This window comes from Rhizobacter sp. P2_D12 (genome assembly GCF_056404395.1).
The window spans coordinates 1-16894 of record NZ_JBFUEB010000125.1; the positions used below are offsets into that span (position 1 = coordinate 1).

At 70.5% G+C, this 16894-nt stretch carries 18 protein-coding genes, 1 tRNA gene and 1 pseudogene; 10 read left to right on the plus strand and 10 right to left on the minus strand.

Annotated features, from left to right (window positions below; all coding sequences use genetic code 11):
- Positions 1-174 precede the first annotated feature (174 nt).
- Positions 175-801 (minus strand): sigma-70 family RNA polymerase sigma factor, encoded by a 627-nt coding sequence (locus tag AC1DYN_RS27800; RefSeq protein ID WP_477965182.1) that lies wholly within the window; start codon positions 799-801, stop codon positions 175-177.
- 97 nt (positions 802-898) lie between these two features.
- Between AC1DYN_RS27800 and purU the strand changes: the two genes are divergently transcribed.
- From purU to AC1DYN_RS27820, 4 genes are read left to right on the plus strand one after another with little or no spacing between them, the layout of a single operon-like run.
- Complete coding sequence (gene purU / locus AC1DYN_RS27805; RefSeq protein ID WP_477965184.1) at positions 899-1795, plus strand: formyltetrahydrofolate deformylase; 897 nt, start codon at positions 899-901, stop codon at positions 1793-1795.
- Between the two features lie 9 nt (positions 1796-1804).
- A complete protein-coding gene (locus AC1DYN_RS27810) occupies positions 1805-2254 on the plus strand; it encodes a YybH family protein (protein WP_477965186.1) in 450 nt (149 codons plus the stop codon).
- A gap of 1 nt (position 2255) precedes the next feature.
- Positions 2256-3242: a YheT family hydrolase gene (locus AC1DYN_RS27815; RefSeq protein WP_477965188.1), complete on the plus strand. Its 987-nt coding sequence runs from the start codon at positions 2256-2258 to the stop codon at positions 3240-3242.
- Between the two features lie 18 nt (positions 3243-3260).
- On the plus strand, positions 3261-3791 hold the full coding sequence (locus AC1DYN_RS27820) for a DUF2946 family protein (protein WP_477965190.1): 531 nt from the start codon (positions 3261-3263) through the stop codon (positions 3789-3791).
- Between the two features lie 45 nt (positions 3792-3836).
- Here AC1DYN_RS27820 and AC1DYN_RS27825 read toward each other — a convergent pair whose 3' ends face one another.
- Positions 3837-4439 (minus strand): c-type cytochrome, encoded by a 603-nt coding sequence (locus AC1DYN_RS27825; RefSeq protein WP_477965192.1) that lies wholly within the window; start codon positions 4437-4439, stop codon positions 3837-3839.
- A 95-nt stretch (positions 4440-4534) separates the two neighbouring features.
- On the opposite strand from AC1DYN_RS27825, the gene AC1DYN_RS27830 reads away from it, so the two are divergent.
- Positions 4535-4610, plus strand: a tRNA-Arg gene (locus AC1DYN_RS27830).
- Positions 4611-4650: 40 nt separating this feature from the next.
- Positions 4651-5613, plus strand: coding sequence for a tripartite tricarboxylate transporter substrate binding protein (locus tag AC1DYN_RS27835; protein ID WP_477965218.1), 963 nt, complete (start codon positions 4651-4653; stop codon positions 5611-5613).
- A 61-nt stretch (positions 5614-5674) separates the two neighbouring features.
- On the opposite strand, the gene AC1DYN_RS27840 is transcribed toward AC1DYN_RS27835, so the two are convergent.
- Genes AC1DYN_RS27840 through AC1DYN_RS27850 form a run of 3 tightly spaced genes read right to left on the minus strand, consistent with a single transcriptional unit; the run spans position 5675 to position 9848 of the window.
- Complete coding sequence (locus AC1DYN_RS27840) at positions 5675-6973, minus strand: NAD(P)/FAD-dependent oxidoreductase (RefSeq protein ID WP_477965194.1); 1299 nt, start codon at positions 6971-6973, stop codon at positions 5675-5677.
- Positions 6974-7013: 40 nt separating this feature from the next.
- On the minus strand, positions 7014-7694 hold the full coding sequence (locus AC1DYN_RS27845; protein WP_477965196.1) for an endonuclease/exonuclease/phosphatase family protein: 681 nt from the start codon (positions 7692-7694) through the stop codon (positions 7014-7016).
- Between the two features lie 39 nt (positions 7695-7733).
- Positions 7734-9848, minus strand: a complete 2115-nt coding sequence (locus AC1DYN_RS27850; RefSeq protein WP_477965198.1) for a phosphocholine-specific phospholipase C — start codon at positions 9846-9848, stop codon at positions 7734-7736.
- Between the two features lie 153 nt (positions 9849-10001).
- On the opposite strand from AC1DYN_RS27850, the gene AC1DYN_RS27855 reads away from it, so the two are divergent.
- The gene (locus AC1DYN_RS27855; protein ID WP_477965200.1) at positions 10002-10676 is read left to right on the plus strand and encodes a winged helix-turn-helix domain-containing protein; all 675 of its coding nucleotides are present in this window, start codon (positions 10002-10004) and stop codon (positions 10674-10676) included.
- A 211-nt stretch (positions 10677-10887) separates the two neighbouring features.
- Positions 10888-11316 carry a hypothetical protein gene (locus AC1DYN_RS27860; protein ID WP_477965202.1) on the plus strand — a complete coding sequence of 143 codons (429 nt, stop codon included), beginning with the start codon at positions 10888-10890 and terminating at the stop codon, positions 11314-11316.
- An 18-nt stretch (positions 11317-11334) separates the two neighbouring features.
- Here the strand turns inward: AC1DYN_RS27860 and AC1DYN_RS27865 are convergent, their stop codons facing one another.
- The 4 genes from AC1DYN_RS27865 to AC1DYN_RS27880 are packed head-to-tail and all read right to left on the minus strand — an operon-like array spanning position 11335 to position 15111.
- Positions 11335-12387, minus strand: a complete 1053-nt coding sequence (locus AC1DYN_RS27865; RefSeq protein WP_477965204.1) for a porin — start codon at positions 12385-12387, stop codon at positions 11335-11337.
- A gap of 56 nt (positions 12388-12443) precedes the next feature.
- On the minus strand, positions 12444-13529 hold the full coding sequence (locus AC1DYN_RS27870) for a LysR family transcriptional regulator (RefSeq protein ID WP_477965206.1): 1086 nt from the start codon (positions 13527-13529) through the stop codon (positions 12444-12446).
- Between the two features lie 10 nt (positions 13530-13539).
- Positions 13540-14397: a class II glutamine amidotransferase gene (locus AC1DYN_RS27875; RefSeq protein ID WP_477965208.1), complete on the minus strand. Its 858-nt coding sequence runs from the start codon at positions 14395-14397 to the stop codon at positions 13540-13542.
- An 18-nt stretch (positions 14398-14415) separates the two neighbouring features.
- A complete protein-coding gene (locus tag AC1DYN_RS27880; RefSeq protein ID WP_477965210.1) occupies positions 14416-15111 on the minus strand; it encodes an aspartate/glutamate racemase family protein in 696 nt (231 codons plus the stop codon).
- A 127-nt stretch (positions 15112-15238) separates the two neighbouring features.
- Between AC1DYN_RS27880 and AC1DYN_RS27885 the strand changes: the two genes are divergently transcribed.
- Both AC1DYN_RS27885 and AC1DYN_RS27890 read left to right on the plus strand, forming a co-directional pair.
- Entirely contained in the window at positions 15239-15709 is a 471-nt protein-coding gene (locus tag AC1DYN_RS27885; RefSeq protein ID WP_477965215.1) for an Lrp/AsnC family transcriptional regulator, read from the plus strand.
- The gene (locus AC1DYN_RS27890) at positions 15699-16649 is read left to right on the plus strand and encodes a septal ring lytic transglycosylase RlpA family protein (protein WP_477965216.1); all 951 of its coding nucleotides are present in this window, start codon (positions 15699-15701) and stop codon (positions 16647-16649) included. Before AC1DYN_RS27885 ends, AC1DYN_RS27890 begins: the two co-directional genes overlap by 11 nt.
- Before the next feature lie 15 nt (positions 16650-16664).
- Here AC1DYN_RS27890 and AC1DYN_RS27895 read toward each other — a convergent pair.
- Positions 16665-16894 (minus strand): annotated as a pseudogene (locus AC1DYN_RS27895) (IS110 family transposase); the annotation flags it as partial.

Consider the following 16894-nt stretch of genomic DNA (forward strand, 5'->3'; position numbering starts at 1 on the left):
GCGCGAGGCTGGCCGACAGCGGCATCAGCCGGTCCTGCCAGGCGCGCACCGCGGCGCGCAGCGCCGGGTGGCCGCCGAGCAGGGCCTCGAAGCGGCGCCGCGCCGGCCCGCGCAAGGTGCCGGCCACGTACTCGGCGCCCAGGCGGTCGGCCAGCTCGGGCCGGCTGTAGTCCATCAGGCGCCCCTGGCGTCGCGCAACACGGCGCCGTCGAGGCAGGCCTTCAGCGACTGCAGCGCGCGCCGCACCCACGACTTCACGGTGCCCAGCGGCTGGCGCATCTGCTCGGCCACCTCGGCGTGGCTCAGCCCGTCGTAGAACGCCAGCGCGACGCTCTGGCGCTGCGGCGCGCTCAGCGCGTCCATGCAGTGCGACAGCGCGCGCGCATCCGAGGCCCGGCTCAGCATCTCGAGCGGCGTCGGCGCGTCGTCAGGCAGATCGTCGTACACGTCCTTGTCCTCGTCGTCGTTCAACAGCAGCGCGGGCTGCGTCTGCGGCTCGGTCTGCTTGCGGCGCAGGCTGTCGATCGCGCGGTTGCGTGCGATGCTGGTCAGCCAGGTCAGCGGCTGGCTCTGTGCCGCATCGAAGGTCTGCGCGGCGCGCCAGACGTTGACGTACACCTCCTGCAGCACGTCTTCCGCCTGCGCCCGGTCCCGGTTGATACGCAGCACCACGGCGAACAGATGCGCGCTGCTGCGCTCGTACAGCCGCGCGAAGGCCTGGCGGTCGCCAAGGCCGCTGCGCGCCAGCAGCTCGGAGAGTTCCTTGCTGCGCTCACTCCAGTCGTTCGGGGTGGTGGCCATGTGCGCGCTGTGGGGGTTGAACGTGACGGGGTTCACGTGGCGGCGATTCTATGCGGCACCCCGCGGGGCTGCACCCCCGTCCGTACAATCTGCGCCCATGCAGCCTGCCCGTGAAATCCGTGAATTCGTCCTCACCCTGTCGTGCCGCGACACCAAGGGCATCGTCTACACCGTGTCGGGCCTGCTGTACCAGGCCGGCTGCAACATCCTCGATTCGCAGCAGTTCGGCGACCTGGCGACGCCGGGCTCGGCCACCGGGCTGTTCTTCATGCGCGTGCACTTCGAGGCGCCGCCGCACCTGGCCGACAGCGCGACGCTCGACAACCTGTTCACCAGCGTGCGCGAGCAGTACCACATGGACGCGCGCTTCCACGACCTGTCGCGCCGCCCGCGCCTGCTGCTGATGGTGAGCCAGCACGGCCACTGCCTGAACGACCTGCTGTACCGCTGGCATTCGCAGCAGCTCGGTGCCGACATCGCCGGCATCGTGTCGAACCATCCCGATTTCCGCGGGCTGGCCGAGCGCTACGAGATCCCGTTCCACCATTGGGCGCTGCCGGCCGGCAGCAGCGCCGAGGCCAAGCGCGCGCAGGAGCAGCAGGTCGAGGCCCTGATCGAACGCGAGCGCATCGACCTGACGGTGCTGGCGCGCTACATGCAGATCCTGAGCCCGCAGTTCTGCGATTTCCTGAAGGGCCGCGCGATCAACATCCACCACAGCTTCCTGCCCAGCTTCAAGGGCGCGAAGCCGTACTTCCAGGCGCACGACCGCGGCGTCAAGCTGATCGGCGCGACGGCCCACTACGTGACGGCCGAGCTGGACGAAGGGCCGATCATCGAGCAGGACGTGGCGCGCGTGGACCACTCGCTGAGCGCCCAGGATTTCACCGCGGTCGGCCGCGACGTCGAATGCATGGTGCTGGCGCGCGCGGTGCGCTGGCACGTCGAGCACCGCGTGCTGCTCAACGGTCCGAAGACCGTCGTCTTCCGCTGAGGATCCCCGATGGCCCGCCCCAAACCGCCTGCCGCCGCGCTGCTGTCGTCGCCCGACGACACCGAGCAGCAGTTCTACGAAGCGCTGCAGCGCGGCGACATCGAGAAGCTGATGGCCACCTGGTCCGACGACGACGACATCAGCTGCGTGCACCCCGGCGGGCCGCGCGTGATCGGGCCGGCGGCGATCCGCGCGGCTTTCGAGTCGATGTTCGCGAATGGCACGATCGATGCATACCCCGAGAAGGTGCGTCGCCTGCATGGTGAATCGAGTGCGGTGCACAGTGTGCTGGAGCGCGTGCAGGTGCTGACCAACGAGGGTCCGCAGGCCGCGTGGGTCATCGCGACCAATGTGTATGTGAAGACGGCCCAGGGCTGGCGCATGGTGGCGCACCATGCGAGCCCGGGGTCGCCAGGCGAAGTCCAGGAGATCGGCGAAACGCCCGCCGTGCTGCATTGAAGTGAACGACTACCGCTCCCCCGGATGGCTGGGCGGCCAGGGTGCCGTCGGTGGAAACCTGCAGACCATCTGGCCGGCGCTCTTCTCGAAGCGCTACCGCGGCCCGGCGCCGGCCTACCTGCGCGAACGCTGGACCACGCCCGACGGCGACTTCATCGACGTCGATTTCCAGGCCGGCGACACGACCAGCCCGCTGCTGGTGCTGTTCCACGGCCTCGAGGGCTCGTCGGCCAGCCACTATGCACAGGCCTTCGCGCACTGGGCGCGCGGCCACGGCTGGCGCTATGCGGTGCCGCATTTCCGCGGCTGCTCGGGCGAGATGAACCTGGCGCCGCGCGCCTACCACTCGGGCGATTTCGAGGAGATCGGCTGGGTGCTGCAGCGGCTGCGCGCGCTGCACGCCGGGCCGATCGTCGCGGTCGGGGTGTCGCTGGGCGGCAATGCGCTGCTGCGCTGGGCCGAGGAGGCGGGCGAGACCGCATCGGCCAGCGTGCGCGCGGTGTGCGCGATCTCGTCGCCGATCGACCTGGCGGCCGGTGGCAACGCGATCGGGCGTGGCTTCAACCGCCACGTCTACACGCGCATGTTCCTGCGCACGATGGTCCCGAAGGCCTTGCGCAAGTGGCAGCAGCACCCCGGCCTGTTCGACCGCGAGCGGCTGCGCGCGGCGAAAGACCTGTACACCTTCGACAACATCTTCACCGCGCCGCTGCACGGTTTTCGCGACACCGACGACTACTGGCAGCGCGGCTCGGCCAAGCCGCACCTGCACCGCATCCGTGTGCCGGCGCTGGTGCTGAACGCGCGCAACGACCCGTTCGTGCCGGCCCACAGCCTGCCGCGGCAGGAGGACGTCGGGCCGTGCGTGACGCTGTGGCAGCCGCACCATGGCGGGCACGTCGGCTTCCCCGGCGGGGCGTGGCCCGGCCACGTGCTGACCTTGCCCGACCAGGTGATGCGGTGGATGGCGCCGCATGCGGCGCGCTGATCCGACACAGGAGACACCATGGACGAGATCGTCAAGGCGGCACTGAAGAAGTGGCCCAACGTCCCGGCCTGCGTCGGCTGGCTGGCGCTGGATGCGCGCGGCGAGTGGTACATGCGCGATGACCGCGTGCAGGCGGCCGGCGCCTTCCCGCACATCAAGGGCAGCATGATCCGGCACGACAAGCTGCGCGAGTTCATCGGGCGCAACTACGAGAGCGACCACCGCGGCTGCTGGTTCTTCCAGAACGGGCCGCAGCAGGTGTTCGTCGAGCTGGAAGTGGCGCCGTGGGTGTGGCGGCTCACGGCCCGCGACGGCGCGGCACCGCAGGTGGAATCGCACACCGGCCGTGCGGCGCAGGTCGCGTCGGTGTGGCTGGACGAAGCCGACCGGCTGTACCTCGCCACCGACCTGGGCCTGGGCCTCGTGCACACGCTGGACATGGACACCGCGGCCGATGCGGTCGAGCGCGGGCAGTGGCTGCCGCAGCCGACGACCGCCGGCGCGCTGCTGCAGCGCTTCGGCGTGTGCCTGAGCCCCCAGAAACGCTGAAGCCGGCACGAGGCCGGCTTCGGAAGGGGGAACGCGCTGCGCTGGCTACTTGGCGGCGGACGCTGCGGCCGACGCGGCCGGCGCTGCTTCTGCCGCCGCGCCCGAAGCGGCCGGTGCCGCCGCGGTGACGGCAGGCTCGGGGAACTTGGCGCCGCCCTTGTTGGCCATGTAGACCACGGCGCGGCCGATCTCGACGTCGCTGAAGTCGCCGCCGCCTTGCGGGCCCATCGCGCCCTTGCCCTTCAGCGCGTGCGTGAGCAGCACGTCGTAGCCTTGCGGAAGGCGCGGGGCCCAGGCGGCTGCGTCGCCGAACTTCGGCGCACCGGCGACGCCGGCCGTGTGGCAGGCGGTGCACTGGGCCGCGAAGACCTGCTCGCCGGTCTTCAGCGAGGCCGGGTCGGACAGGTCCTTGACCTCGTAGCCGGCGACCGGCTGGATGCGCTTGGCGACCGCCTCGGCCTTCAGGCCGTCGCTGCCGGCGGCCGGCTGGTGGTCGGCCTCGACGAAGCTCACCAGCAGGATGATCGCGATGATCGGGACCACGAACGCGAAGAACACCGCGAGGATGAGCTGCTTCGGCGTCTTGATCGGGCCTTCGTGCACTTCGTGCGGTGCGTCGTGTTCGGGTGTGCTGTGGGCTTCGCTCATGGAGTTCCTCGAGGCGTATCCGTTGGCTGGCAAAACCGCGGGATTATAGAGGGCCGCCTTGGGCGGCCCCCGCGGGCTGTAGAATCGCGCACTTCGCGCCCGTAGCTCAATGGATAGAGTACTGCCCTCCGAAGGCAGGGGTTGCTGGTTCGATCCCAGCCGGGCGCACCAATCCACATCTCGCCGCGCGCAATTCATGACGACACCGCGCATGACGACACGGCGCATCGCACTCGCGGCGGCACTGGCCGCGGCGCTGTCGGCCGGCACTGCCGGCGCACAAGAGTGGCCGACGAAGCCGATCCGCCTGGTCGTGCCGTTCTCGGCCGGCGGCGCGAACGACATCATGGCGCGGCTCGCCGCGGAGACCGCCGCGAAGACGCTGGGCCAGCCGATCATCGTCGACAACAAGCCCGGCGCCGGCGCATCGATCGGCGCCGACATCGTCGCCAAGAGCGCGCCCGACGGCTACACCTTCCTGGTGAGCGCTGCGGGCGTGATCTCCAACGGCATGATCAAGAAGGGGCTGCCCTACAAGGACGAGGACCTCGTTCCGGTGGCCATGATCGGCGTCGCGCCGTCGGTGATCCTGGTGCCCGCCGACTCGCCGTACAAGGACCTGAAGGATTTCATCGCCGCCTCCAAGGCCGGTCCGGGGTTCCACTGGGCCACGGCGGGCACCGGCAGCACGCCGCACTTCGTCCAGGGCGTGCTGCAGACCCGATACGGCGCCAAGCTCGACGTGGTGCCGTACAAGAGCGGGTCGGAATCCATCACCGCCGTGCTGGGCCACCAGGTCGATGCCACGTCCGAGGCCAGCAACGTGGCACTGCCCTATCTCAAGAGCGGCAAGCTGAAGGCGCTCGCGAACACCTGGACGACGCACATCGCGGCCTACCCGGCGCTGGCCACCGCCGCCGAACAGGGCTTCCCGGAACTGCGCATTGCCCACTGGGCCGGCATCCATGCCCCGCGCGGCACGCCCGACGCCATCCTCGACAAGATGAACAGCGCCATCGATGCCGCGATGAAGACGCCGGCGGTCATCGACCGGCTCAAGAGCTCCGGCATCGAACCGGTCGGCGGCACGCGCGCTTCCTTTGCCGAGTTCGTCAAGGCCGAACGCACACGGCTCGGTGCGATCGTCAAGGCAACCGGCATGAAGGAAGACTGACCAGATCTTCCCGACCCCCGCCATCGTCCTGACCCGCCCGCTCGCGACGGATCCGAGCCCGTCACACGAAGCGCTGCGGATCGAAAGGCGCCAAGGCAAATTCCGGCGCCGTGCCCGCGAGCAGTTGCGCCACCAGGCGGCCCGTGCGTGCCGAGCCGCACAAGCCGACGTGGCCGTGGCCGAAGGCCAGCACGATGTCGGCGCTGGCGCGGGCCGGCCCGATGCAGGGCAGGCCGTCGGGCATGCTCGGGCGATGACCGAGCCAGCGCTTGACGGAAGGCGCATCCGGTGCGGCCGGCGCCAATCGCGGAAACATCGACGTCAAATGCCGATGCAGGATGTCGGCGCGGCGCCAGTCGGGCGCGGCCTCCAGGCCACCGATCTCGACCTGCCCGGCCGCGCGCAGCCCGCCGTCCATCCAGTGCGCAATCAGCTTGCCGTCGGCCACCATCACCGGCGTGCGGGGTCCGACCCTCGCGTCCTCGACCACCACGTGGTAGCCGCGCTCCGATTCCAGCGGTACCGGCGAGCCCGCTGCCGCCGCAAGTGCCGCTGAGCGCGGGCCGGCACAGATCGCCGCGGCGTCGCAGGCGATGTCACCGGCCTCGGTGCGCACGGCGCGCAACCGGCCGCCGTCGATCCGAAAACCCGTTGCGCGTGCAGCGACGTGCCGGGCACCGGTGGCGAACGCATGTCGTGCCAGCGCGGCCACGTACGCGCCGGGATTGCGGCAATGCCCAGCCTCCGGCACGAAGATGCCAAGCGTGTACCGCGGGTCGAGATCCGGTTCGCGGCGGCGCAGTTCGTCTGCGTCCCACTCCTCCCATCGAATGCCGACGCGCCCGCGAACGCGCCAGCCCAGCGCGTCGGCGTCGAACTCCGAGCGCGAGCGGTACGCATGCAGCAGGCCGCGCTGTTCGATCAGCTGCGGCACGCCGGCCTCGGCCGCCAGCTGCGCGTGCAGCATCGGCGCATCCGCCAGCAGCGTGCGCAGCGCGTTGGCGGTGCGCTGCACGCGCGCTTCCGTCCAGCCCGAGGCCAGGTAGCGCAGCAGCCAGGGCGTGGCGCGCGGCAGATGGCGCCAGCGCAATGCCAGCGGGCCGAGCGGATCGGCCAGCCAGCCGGGCACCTTGCGCCAGGCTCCGGGCAACGCAGGCGGCACCACCGAATGCGAGGACAGCCAGCCGGCATTGCCGTAACTGGTGGCCTGCGGTCCGCCCGGCTCATCGGGCTCCACCACCGTCACCTGCAGGCCCGCGCGCAGGGCCTCGATGGCCGTGGCGCTGCCCACCGCACCGGCACCGATCACGACCACGTGGCGGCGCGTGTCGACGGAAGGGAACTGTCTTGCAGCTGTCATGCCGTGGATCGTAAGGCTGCGCCGTGGTTGCGGCGCTGCGTCAAGCTTCCGTGTCGACCACGAGCGGGAAATGATCGCTGAGTGCGCACCACTCAGGGCCCGCGGCAATCTGCGCCACCAACCGCTTCTCGGCCCAGCTGCGCGGCACGAAGCAGAAGTCGATGTGGAAGGGCCGTTCGGGCTTCCTCAGGAAGTGATGGGTCGCATGGGCCTCGCCGCCGAACGCCACGCCGTTGAACTGGTGGTACGCGCTGACCAGGCCCGCGTCGTGCAGGCGCGAGAAACCGTCGGTCCACCACTTGATGCGTTGCGTCGGCTTGTCGAAGGCCGGGCTGCCGTTGAAGTCGCCCGCCACCACGGTCGGGCCACGCTGCAGCAGCCTGGCATACGCGGACAGGCCGTTCAGGAAGGCCTTGGTGTAGCTCGGCGCCGGCCAGGTCCAGACCGCGAGCAGGTTGAACGGGACGGCGCCGTTGACGCGCACCGGCACGACGCAGTTCGGCAGCTCGGCGCGCTTGAGCCTGCGCAGCGTGTGCGTGCCGAACGCGCGGACCTGGATGCCCAGGCGCGAGGCATTGGACGGGAACCAGAGCAACTGGTCGGATTCCTTGTCCGGCGCCAGCGCCTCGGCGATGACCGCGACGTCAGGCTGCAGGGCTTCGAGCGCCGCGATCTTCTTCGGGATCGGGCCGCGGCAGCAGTTCCAGGCCACGATGCGCATCGGCCCAGTGTAGGGAAACCGCGCTGTCGCGCGTGCCCGTCACTCCCCGATGCGGACCCGCCCCATCGCCGGGTCGCTGATGCTGTCGTCCCCGTTCTCGAGGTGCCCCGCGAAGCGCACCGAGAAGGCCGGGTCGCCATCGACCGCGAGGGCCAGGTCGTACCAGCCGCGGCTGCGTTCGAGCGACCAGGTCTTCGCCGTCGACTGCCCGGGTCGCAGCCGCAGGCTCGAGCGCTCGTCGTCGCGATGGCCGTGGCTGTAACCGTCGCGAACCCGCAACTCCACCGCCTGCGTCCCGAGGTTGGTGATCGACAGCGTGATGCCCAGCCGCCCTTCGTCATAGCTCGCGCGCACCAGCAGCCGGCTGGCATCGGCCGACACCTTGCCCTTGTACGCGCGCAGGAAGCCGTTCGGCCCCGTCACCGACAGGTCGTAGGTCGCCGCGGCCGACGCCGCCCACGACGCCGACAGCAGCCGCTGCGGCTCGACCGTGAAGTTGCGCGGCGCGTCCGACGCCTGGCCCGAACGGACGTGGAACACCGCGGCCGCCTTGCCGGTGTTGCCGAAGTTCATCTGGAACGACTTCGTCGCCGCATTCGCCACGCCATCGACGTGCAGCACGTACGGCAAGGCCCGCGCCGCCCGCACGCCGGGCTCCTGCAGCGGCAGCTGCGGCGAGGCCGGCGGCACGATCGTGTAGTCCGGGTGGCGTACCAGCTCGGCCGGCTTCAACGCCGCCGTGCCCGGCAGCCGCACCCGGTCCCGGTCGGGGCGCGAGAAGTCGAGCGCCGAGGTCAGGTCGCCGGCCACCGCGCGGCGCCACGGCGTGATGTTGCTCTCGATCAGGCCGGGGACTTCGCGTGCATAGCGCGTCTCGATGAAGCGGATCAGCGAGGTGTGGTCGAACACCTGTGAGTTGACCCACCCGCCCTTGCTCCACGGCGACACCACGAGCATCGGCACGCGCATGCCCAGGCCGTACGGCGCGCTGGGGTGGCCGGGATCGCCGGCCGGGTAGATCTCGTTGACGGTGTCCACCGTGGACGCCCCTTGCCCCGCGAACGGCGGCGTCGGCGGCACGGCGTGGTCGAAGAAGCCGCCTTCCTCGTCGTAGTTGATGAACAGCACCGTCTTGCCGAAGACGTCCGGGTTCGACGCCAGGATGTCGATCACCTGCGACGTGTACCAGGCGCCGTAGTCCGCCGCGTGGTTCGGGTGCTCGCTGAAGGCCTCCGGCGCGACGATCCACGAGACCGCCGGCAGCCTGGCGTTGCGCACGTCCTCGCGCAGCGTGTCGAACAGCCGCGAAGGGTCGCGGCCCAGCGCGTTGACCTGCGTGCCGGTGCGCGCGGCCAGTGCCAGCGGCGAACCCTCCGGAGCATTCTGGTACTGGTGGAAATAGAGCAGCGCGTTGTCGCCGTAGTTGCCGATGTACGGGTCCGAGGTCCAGCCCCAGGACCCGGCGGCATCCAGGCCCACGCCGACGTCCTGGTAGACCTTCCAGCCGATGCCGGCCTGCGTCAGCCGCTGCGGAAACGTCATCCAGTCGTAGCCGGCTTCCGCGTTCGTGATGACCGGCCCGCCGGCCTTGCCGTCGTTGCCGACCCAGCCGGTCCACATGTGGTACCGGTTCGGGTCGGTCGGCCCGAGCACCGAGCAGTGGTAGGCGTCGCACACCGTGAACGCATCGGCCAGTGCGTAGTGGTAGGGGATGTCCTTGCGCGTGTGATAGGACATCGTCACCGCGCCCTTGTTCGGCACCCACTGGTCGCAGCGACCGCCGTTCCACGCGGCGTGCGTGTCGTTCCAGCCGTGCGGCGGGTCCGGCAGGAAGGTCTGCCCGACGTCGGCCACCGGCGGGCGGAACGGCAGCAGCGTGCCGCTGCCGTTCGGCTGGTACCACACCGGCTGGCCCGACGGCAGCGTCACCGCGCGCGGGTCGGCATAGCCGCGCACGCCGCGCAGCGTGCCGAACATGTGGTCGAAGGAGCGGTTCTCCTGCATCAGGATCACGATGTGCTCCACGTCCTCGATCGTGCCCTTGCGGTGGTGGGCCGGCACGGCCAGCGCATTGGCGATGCTGGGCGGCACGCTGCCGGCCAGGCCGCCGGCACCGATGAGCTTGAGGATCTGGCGACGGTCGAGAACGGTCATGGAGGTCTCCTTCGGGGTTGCGCGGACCATACGCACGGCACATGACAAGCCGGTGTCTGAAACCGGGCACGCAACATGCGCTGCATGGCACGTACGGCGCCAGCACGCCGCGCCGCCGATTCACCCGGGACCCCTGAAAAACCGAATCGACCTATGAGGATTGCCGCACTGTGGACGCTTCGCGCGGAGGGCCTTCGCGCGATCAATGCCTTCGCCGACCGCGCCATCGACGTCGAGCAGTTCTGCGAGCCCGATGCCCTGCTCAGCGCCTGGCAGGAGACCGGCTTCGACGCGATCCTCGTGCAGGCCGACACCGCGCTGACGCGCCGCTGGCTCGATGCACTGCGGCCCCGCGTGGCGGCACGCACGCCGATCGTCGCCACCGGCGCCGGCGACACCTACGCGATCGCGCAGGCGCTGATGTGGGGCGCGGACGACTACGCCACCGAGGCCGAAGGCGCCACCGGCCTCGTGCAGCGCGTGCTGGCGCGCGTGCGGGCCGGCGCGGCCGCGCGCGAGCCGGTGCTGCGCGTGGGCCTCTATTCGCTCGACGTCACGCGGCGCGCGCTGGCCTCGCCCGGCCACAGCGTGAAGCTGACGGTGCGCGAGTGCCGCCTGGCGCAGGTGCTGTTCGAGCAGCCGGGACGGCTCGCGACGGTGGAGATGCTGTCGGCCGCGCTGTTCGGCAATGCCGACAGCGCCAGCAAGCGCTCCATCGGCCAGCACGTCTACCGGCTGCGGCAGAAGTGCGAGGGTGTCTCCAGGCCGCACGGCACGCCGCTCTGCATCGAATCGGTCTACGCCTCGGGCTATCGGCTGCGGGCATGAGTCCGCTGCGGTGGAAGCGATACCACCGTGCCGCGCAATGTCACCAAAGCACGCCGGGCGGCAGGGGATCGCGAGAAAGGGTGACCACTTGTGTCGACCTGTTTGGTCCGTCGCGAAGGAGGACTGTCAGCGATGCAACCAGCGGAAAACATGCTGTGCCCGCGCCGCGAATCTGATGAACATCCGCGCCGAACACTTCGAGGAGGAATCCATGGGAATGCACACGAACGACAATGAACTCGACGCGATGCGCCGCCGGCAGCTGCTGGCCATGGCATGGTCGTCGCTGGCCACCGCGAGCCTGGCGGCCTGCGGCGGCGGCGGTGGCGACAGTCCGGCCGCGCCGTCACCGGCGCCAGCGCCCGCTCCGGCACCTGCGCCCGCCCCCGCTCCATCGCCGGCACCGCAGTCCTGCGGCGAGACGATCTCGGGCAACCATGGCCACGCGCTGGTCGTGCCCGTCGCCGACCTCGACTCCCTGGTCGACAAGGTCTACGACATCCGCGGCACGTCGGGGCACACCCACACCGTGACACTGACGGTCGCGATCCTGCGCCAGCTCAAGGCCGGCACGGCCATCACGGTCGCGTCGTCGGCCGAACCCGGCCACTCCCACGACGTGACGACGCGCTGCCTGTAGGCGTCGGCCGCGACGGCATCAGAAGCGGTGGCGCACGCCCGCGGCCACCGCCCGCGCCGTGACGCCCGCTCCGGCCGGCAGCCCCGGCGCGATCGCGTCGAAGCTGAAGCCCTCGGAGCGGTAGGCCAGGTTGTCGGGGTTGTCGATCTGCTGCACCGCGGTGTACAGCGCGGTGCGCTTCGACAGGTGGTGCACGTAGCCGAGCGAGGCATGGCGCGCCGTGCTGCCGGCCACGTGGCGCACCGTGCCCTGACCGTAGGCGGCGCGCAGCTCGCCGGTGCCGACGGCGCAGCTGGCGCCGAGGAACAGCTCGTTGCGGTCGTCCTCGGTGTTGGCAGCCTGCCTGTCGTTGCGCGTGCGCTGCAGCGCGGCCGCGAACATCGCATCGCCCAGCCTGTACGACGCGGCCAGGTTCCAGATGCGCTTGTCTTCGGTCGTGCCGTCCAGCCGCTTGACCAGCACCCCGGCCATGCCGACGGCCCACGCCCCCTCGGCCCGGCGCAGGCTCGCCGACCAGGTGCTGCCGGCGCTGCCTTCGCCGGCCGCCGCCATCAGCGAGGCGCTGAAGCCGGCGTCCGCCGGCAGGCTGTAGACGACGCTGTTGTTGACGCGCGAGACGGTGCGCATCACGCCGGAGTTGTACGGGCTGCCATAGCCGGTGGTCGACAGCGCGGTGTCGAACGTGTCCTGGTGCACCAGCAGCGGCGAATACTGGCGGCCGGCCGTCAGCGAGCCCCACGGGCCGGACAAGCCGGCGAAGGCCTGGCGGTTCCAGAAGCCGGCCGTCGACGCCGGCACGCCGCTGTCGAGCAGCAGGCCGTGCTCGATCACCATCGTGGCCTTCAGGCCGCTGCCCAGGTCTTCGGTGTCGCGCAGGCCGAGGCGCGATCCGTTCAGGCCACCCGACTCGACCCGCGTGCGCGACAGGCGGCTGGCCTGCGTGCCGGCCTGGCCGCGTTCGATGAAGGCATCGGCCACGCCATAGAGCGTGACGCCGGATTGCGCGAGGGCCGGGGCCGGGGCCAGCCCGGCGGCGACGATGAAGGCGATGGAGGCGAGTGTCCTGTTCATGGTGGTTCTTCGGGGTGGATGAGGAGGCGGCAGTATCTGGACGCCTGCACCCCGCCTCAACGGGACATTCGGACCGGATGCGCATCTCGCATGCGCTGTGGCATCGGCCCGACACCGGCACTGCGCGCGAAGGCGTCGGCGGTGACCACGTCGCTCACCATCAGCGTGCCGCGCTCGTCGTCGTCGTCCGGTACCGGCGGCCGGCTGCTCGGCCGCAGCCCCGGGTGCAGCGACCACAGCCGGTCTGCCGCCTCGACGGCCGCGCCGGTGAAGGTGATGCCGGCCTGGCGCGAACGCACCAGCAGCACGTCGATCGGCCGCGCCCATTCGGGCCTGGCGCACATCAGCTGGCCGGAGTCCAGCTGCTCGCGCACCATCGACTCGAGCAGGATGCCGATGCCGGCGCCGCTGGCGACCAGGTGGCGGGCCATGTCCATCGAATCGGCCGAGGTGCCGGGCTGCAGGTGCACCTGCGTCAGGTTGCGGGTGCGCCGCAGGCCCTCGAGGCTGGCCAGCGGGTGGATGGGGTCGTAGTCGATCACCGGCACCTTGTGCTGCCGGCTGCCGGGCAGCGTGTGCAGCGGCCGGTCGCCCATCGCGGCGACCACCGGCAGCAGGCGGTCGTGCTGCACGACCTTGGCCTCGAACTTCTGCGGGTCGATGTCGATCGGCAGCAGCGGATCCTGCGCCACCAGCCACAGCATGACCTGCCCGGCCTCCAGCCCCGCGCGTGCCGCCTTGTAGCGGTCGAAGTGGATGTCCAGGCAGGCGCGCGGCACCTGCCGCTGCACCGGCTCCGACAGCATCGTGCAGGCGAGGCGGCTCAGCCCGTCGGCGATGACGGTAGTCACGCAGACCAGCGGATCGTCGGGGTCGCACGCGACCATCTGCTTCATCGTGCCGAGCGCGTCGCGCAGCCGCCGCGCCTGCGCGATGAAGCAGTGGCCCGGCCAGGTCAGGCCCAGCGGCTGCGCCAGCCGGTCGAGCAGCGGCGCGCCGGCCCACTGCTCGAGCGCCTGGATGCGCCGCGACAGGCCCGATTGCGAGATGTTGCGCTGCTTCGCCGCGCGCGTGAAGCTGCGGCACTCGACCAGCGCGAGGAAGTCGTCGATCCAGCGCACGTCGAGCAGCGGGCCGCGCATCGCCGGGGCCTCAGGGCAGCTCGACGCCGGCCACGCGCCCGCGCCCGCAATGGGTGAGCGGCACCGGGAACACCCGGGTGCCGGGATGCGTGTGGCCCCAGGCCTGCTCGCCGTCGATGAACAGGCGCGATTCGCCGGTCGCGAAGGCCGACCAGGCTTCGTCCGACGTCAGCGGCGCGGTGGCCACGACCACCATGCGGTCGTCGCGCCGGTTGAAGGCGCTGAGGTCGAGGCTCATGTCGCAGTCGACCAGCCGCGCGGTCGGGAAGGGGTGGCGCCGCTCCAGCACGTGGAGCTTGCTGGAGCAGTGCGCATACAGGCCCGCGCCGTTGGACAGCAGGAAGTTGAAGTTGCCGTGGCGCGCGATGATGGCGCTGAGCTCGGCCACGCGCGGCGCCAGCTCGAGCCAGCCGGGCGGGCGCGGGCGGCCGCCGAAGCTGCTGCGCAATTCCTGCAGCAGCCAGCAGAAGGCCTTCTCGCTGTCGGTGCTGCCCACCGGCTGGTACGGGCCGTCCAGCGGCGGGTGGAAGTGGCGCAGGTCGCCGTTGGTCGCGAAGATCCAAGGCTGGCCGCCCCATTCGCGCTGGAACGGGTGGCAGTTCGACAGCATCGGCTCGCCCTGCGTGGCCTTGCGGATGTGGGCCAGCACGATCTTCGACTTGATCGGGTAGCGGCTGACGAACTCGGCCAGCGGCGACTGGCAGGCCGGCTGGTCGTCGAGGAAGACGCGGCAGCCGGAGCGTTCGTAGAACGCGATGCCCCAGCCGTCGGCGTGGTCGTCGGTGCGGCCGCCGCGCTGCGCGAAGCCGGTGAACGAGAAGGTGATGGCGGCATTGGCGCTGGAGCTCATGCCGAGCAGCTGGCACATGGCAGGTGTTCCCGGGGATCAGTGCGCGGCGAGCGCGAAATCGACGGCCGCCAGCGCATGCAGCGAGGTGGTGTCGAACACCGGCAGGGCCAGGTCGCCCTCGTGCAGGATCAGGCACAGCTCGGTGCAGCCGAGCACGATGGCCTGGGCCCCGCGCGAGCCGAGTTCGGCGCACACCTGCTGCAGCACGTGGCGCGATTCGGCGCGCACCAGGCCCTTGCACAGCTCGTCGAAGATGATGTGGTGCACCTGGTCGCGCTGCGCCTGCATCGGCACCACGCAGTCGACGCCGCGCCCGGCCAGGTGGCTGCGGTAGAACGGCTGCTCCATCGTGAAGCGCGTGCCGATCAGGCCCACCTTGTCGTGGCCGGCGGCGCGCACGGCGCGCGCCGTCGCATCGCCGATGTGCAGCAGCGGCACGCTGAGCGCCGCCTGCACCTCGGGCGCCAGCTTGTGCATGGTGTTGGTGCCGATCAGCACGCAGTCGGCGCCGCCGCGCTCGAGCGTCTGCGCGGCATCGACCAGGATGTGGCCCATGCCGGACCAGTCGGCCGCGCGCTGGCGCGACGCGATGTCCTCGAAGTCGAGGCTGATCAGGTGTAGCGGCGCGGAGTGCAGCTGGCCCAGGCGGCGGCCCGTCTCGCGGTTGATGATCTGGTAGTACAGCGAGGTGGATTCCCAGCTCATGCCGCCGATCAGTCCGATGGTTTTCATGCGCGAATGTCCTTGTCGAGCCCGCGGTTCGGGCTTGAAAAGTTTCGCGTTTCGTGGAAGAAAAATGCTCGCCATTTCACGTGCTTCATGTTCAATAATTGGAATCCTGTCCTCCAATTGAGGAGAAATGAAGAAGTTCGATGCGATCGACCGCGAGCTTCTGCGCCTGTTGCAGAACGACGCCGAAATCCCGATGGCCAAGCTGGCCGAGGCGGTCAACCTGTCGGCCACGCCGTGCTGGCGGCGCATCCAGCGGCTGAAGGAGGCCGGGGTCATCACGCGCCAGGTGGCGCTGCTCGACCCGAAGAAGCTGAACCTGGGCGTCACGGTGTTCGTCGCGGTGCGCACCAACCAGCACAGCCAGCAGTGGTTCGACACCTTCCACAACGCGGTGAAGGCGATCCCCGAGGTGGTCGAGTTCTACCGCATGAGCGGCGACGTCGACTACCTGCTGCGCATCGTGGTGCCCGACATCGGCGCCTACGACAACGTCTACAAGCAGCTGATACGCTCCACCGATCTGTTCGACGTGAGTTCGAGCTTCGCGATGGAAGAAATCAAGTTCACGACGGCCTTGCCGTTGACCTATGCGGATTGAGGCCGCGGCACGCCGCCAGCGCCACCACCTGGCGATGCTGTGCATGGCGGCGCTGCTGGCCGCGTGCGCGTCCGGCCCGCCGAAGTCGCCGTCGCGCGACGGCCCCGATGCGAAGCCGCCGCCCGACCTGGCGCGCGTGCCCGATGCGCAGCCGCAGGTCGAGCCGATCCGCCCGGGCGGCCCGAACAAGCCCTACGAGGTGCTGGGCCGCGACTACAAGCCGATGCGCGACGACGGCCCGCTGACCGAGCGCGGCCTCGCCTCGTGGTACGGGCGCAAGTTCCACGGCAAGCGCACCGCCAGCGGCGAGGTCTACAACATGTACGCGATGACGGCGGCGCACAAGACGATGCCGATCCCGAGCTATGCGCGGGTGCGCAACCCGGCCAACGGGCGCGAGGTGATCGTGCGCGTGAACGACCGCGGGCCGTTCCACCAGGACCGCGTGATCGACCTGAGCTACACCGCCGCGCTGAAGCTGGGCGTGCTGAACGGCGTCGCGCCGGTCGAGGTCGAGCGCATCACCTTCGAGCAGATCCGCAGCGGGTCGTGGAAGCGCGGCGGCGAGGCCACCGAGCTGGCGGCGGCGCCGGCGCCGCTGCCGGTCGCCGACGTGGTCCCGGCGGCCGTGGCCGTCGCGCCGTCCAGTCCGCTGCCCGAGGTCGCCACCGACCCGAAGCCGGAACGCGCGTTCACGACCGCGGCCCAGGGCTTCTGGGTTCAGCTGGGCGCGTTCAAGCAGCGCGACGGCGCCGAGAATTTCCAGCGCCGCGTCTCCGGCGAACTCGACTGGCTGGCGCCGCTGCTGGCGGTGTTCAGCGAGCCGTCGATCTACCGCCTGCAGGCCGGGCCGTACCCGAGCCGGGCCGAGGCGCAGGACGCCGCCGGGCGCATCCGCGATGCCTTGAAGCTGGTGCCCGTGATCGTCGAGCGGCGGTAGGTTCTATGTCGAGCGTCAAGCCTTTCCGACGAGCTGAGGGTTGAAGGGCTGATTGGAGCGCCAGACGGAGAAGGCGATGCGAAGGAGCTTGCGAGCGACGACGCAATAGGCCTGGATCTTGGACATGCCGCGGGCGAGGAGCTTGTCGCGGATGGCCTTGAAGACGGGGGAGCGGCAGGCGGTCATGGCGGCGCAGTAGATGAGCCGGCGCTCCTCGGCGTTGCCCTGCTTGGAGAGCTTGCGGG

What these genes read in the sequence shown, in the direction of transcription:
- AC1DYN_RS27820 (WP_477965190.1), top strand. Translation starts at nt 3,261, where the DNA reads ATGGACGAGATCGTCAAGGCGGCACTGAAGAAGTGGCCCAACGTCCCG.
- AC1DYN_RS27800 (WP_477965182.1), bottom strand. Translation starts at nt 801, where the DNA reads ATGGCCACCACCCCGAACGACTGGAGTGAGCGCAGCAAGGAACTCTCC.
- purU (WP_477965184.1), top strand. Translation starts at nt 899, where the DNA reads ATGCAGCCTGCCCGTGAAATCCGTGAATTCGTCCTCACCCTGTCGTGC.
- AC1DYN_RS27870 (WP_477965206.1), bottom strand. Translation starts at nt 13,529, where the DNA reads ATGCGCGGCCCGCTGCTCGACGTGCGCTGGATCGACGACTTCCTCGCG.
- AC1DYN_RS27860 (WP_477965202.1), top strand. Translation starts at nt 10,888, where the DNA reads ATGGGAATGCACACGAACGACAATGAACTCGACGCGATGCGCCGCCGG.
- AC1DYN_RS27865 (WP_477965204.1), bottom strand. Translation starts at nt 12,387, where the DNA reads ATGAACAGGACACTCGCCTCCATCGCCTTCATCGTCGCCGCCGGGCTG.
- AC1DYN_RS27810 (WP_477965186.1), top strand. Translation starts at nt 1,805, where the DNA reads ATGGCCCGCCCCAAACCGCCTGCCGCCGCGCTGCTGTCGTCGCCCGAC.
- AC1DYN_RS27885 (WP_477965215.1), top strand. Translation starts at nt 15,239, where the DNA reads ATGAAGAAGTTCGATGCGATCGACCGCGAGCTTCTGCGCCTGTTGCAG.
- AC1DYN_RS27880 (WP_477965210.1), bottom strand. Translation starts at nt 15,111, where the DNA reads ATGAAAACCATCGGACTGATCGGCGGCATGAGCTGGGAATCCACCTCG.
- AC1DYN_RS27890 (WP_477965216.1), top strand. Translation starts at nt 15,699, where the DNA reads ATGCGGATTGAGGCCGCGGCACGCCGCCAGCGCCACCACCTGGCGATG.
- AC1DYN_RS27850 (WP_477965198.1), bottom strand. Translation starts at nt 9,848, where the DNA reads ATGACCGTTCTCGACCGTCGCCAGATCCTCAAGCTCATCGGTGCCGGC.
- AC1DYN_RS27825 (WP_477965192.1), bottom strand. Translation starts at nt 4,439, where the DNA reads ATGAGCGAAGCCCACAGCACACCCGAACACGACGCACCGCACGAAGTG.
- AC1DYN_RS27835 (WP_477965218.1), top strand. Translation starts at nt 4,651, where the DNA reads ATGACGACACGGCGCATCGCACTCGCGGCGGCACTGGCCGCGGCGCTG.
- AC1DYN_RS27855 (WP_477965200.1), top strand. Translation starts at nt 10,002, where the DNA reads ATGAGGATTGCCGCACTGTGGACGCTTCGCGCGGAGGGCCTTCGCGCG.
- AC1DYN_RS27875 (WP_477965208.1), bottom strand. Translation starts at nt 14,397, where the DNA reads ATGTGCCAGCTGCTCGGCATGAGCTCCAGCGCCAATGCCGCCATCACC.
- AC1DYN_RS27845 (WP_477965196.1), bottom strand. Translation starts at nt 7,694, where the DNA reads ATGCGCATCGTGGCCTGGAACTGCTGCCGCGGCCCGATCCCGAAGAAG.
- AC1DYN_RS27840 (WP_477965194.1), bottom strand. Translation starts at nt 6,973, where the DNA reads ATGACAGCTGCAAGACAGTTCCCTTCCGTCGACACGCGCCGCCACGTG.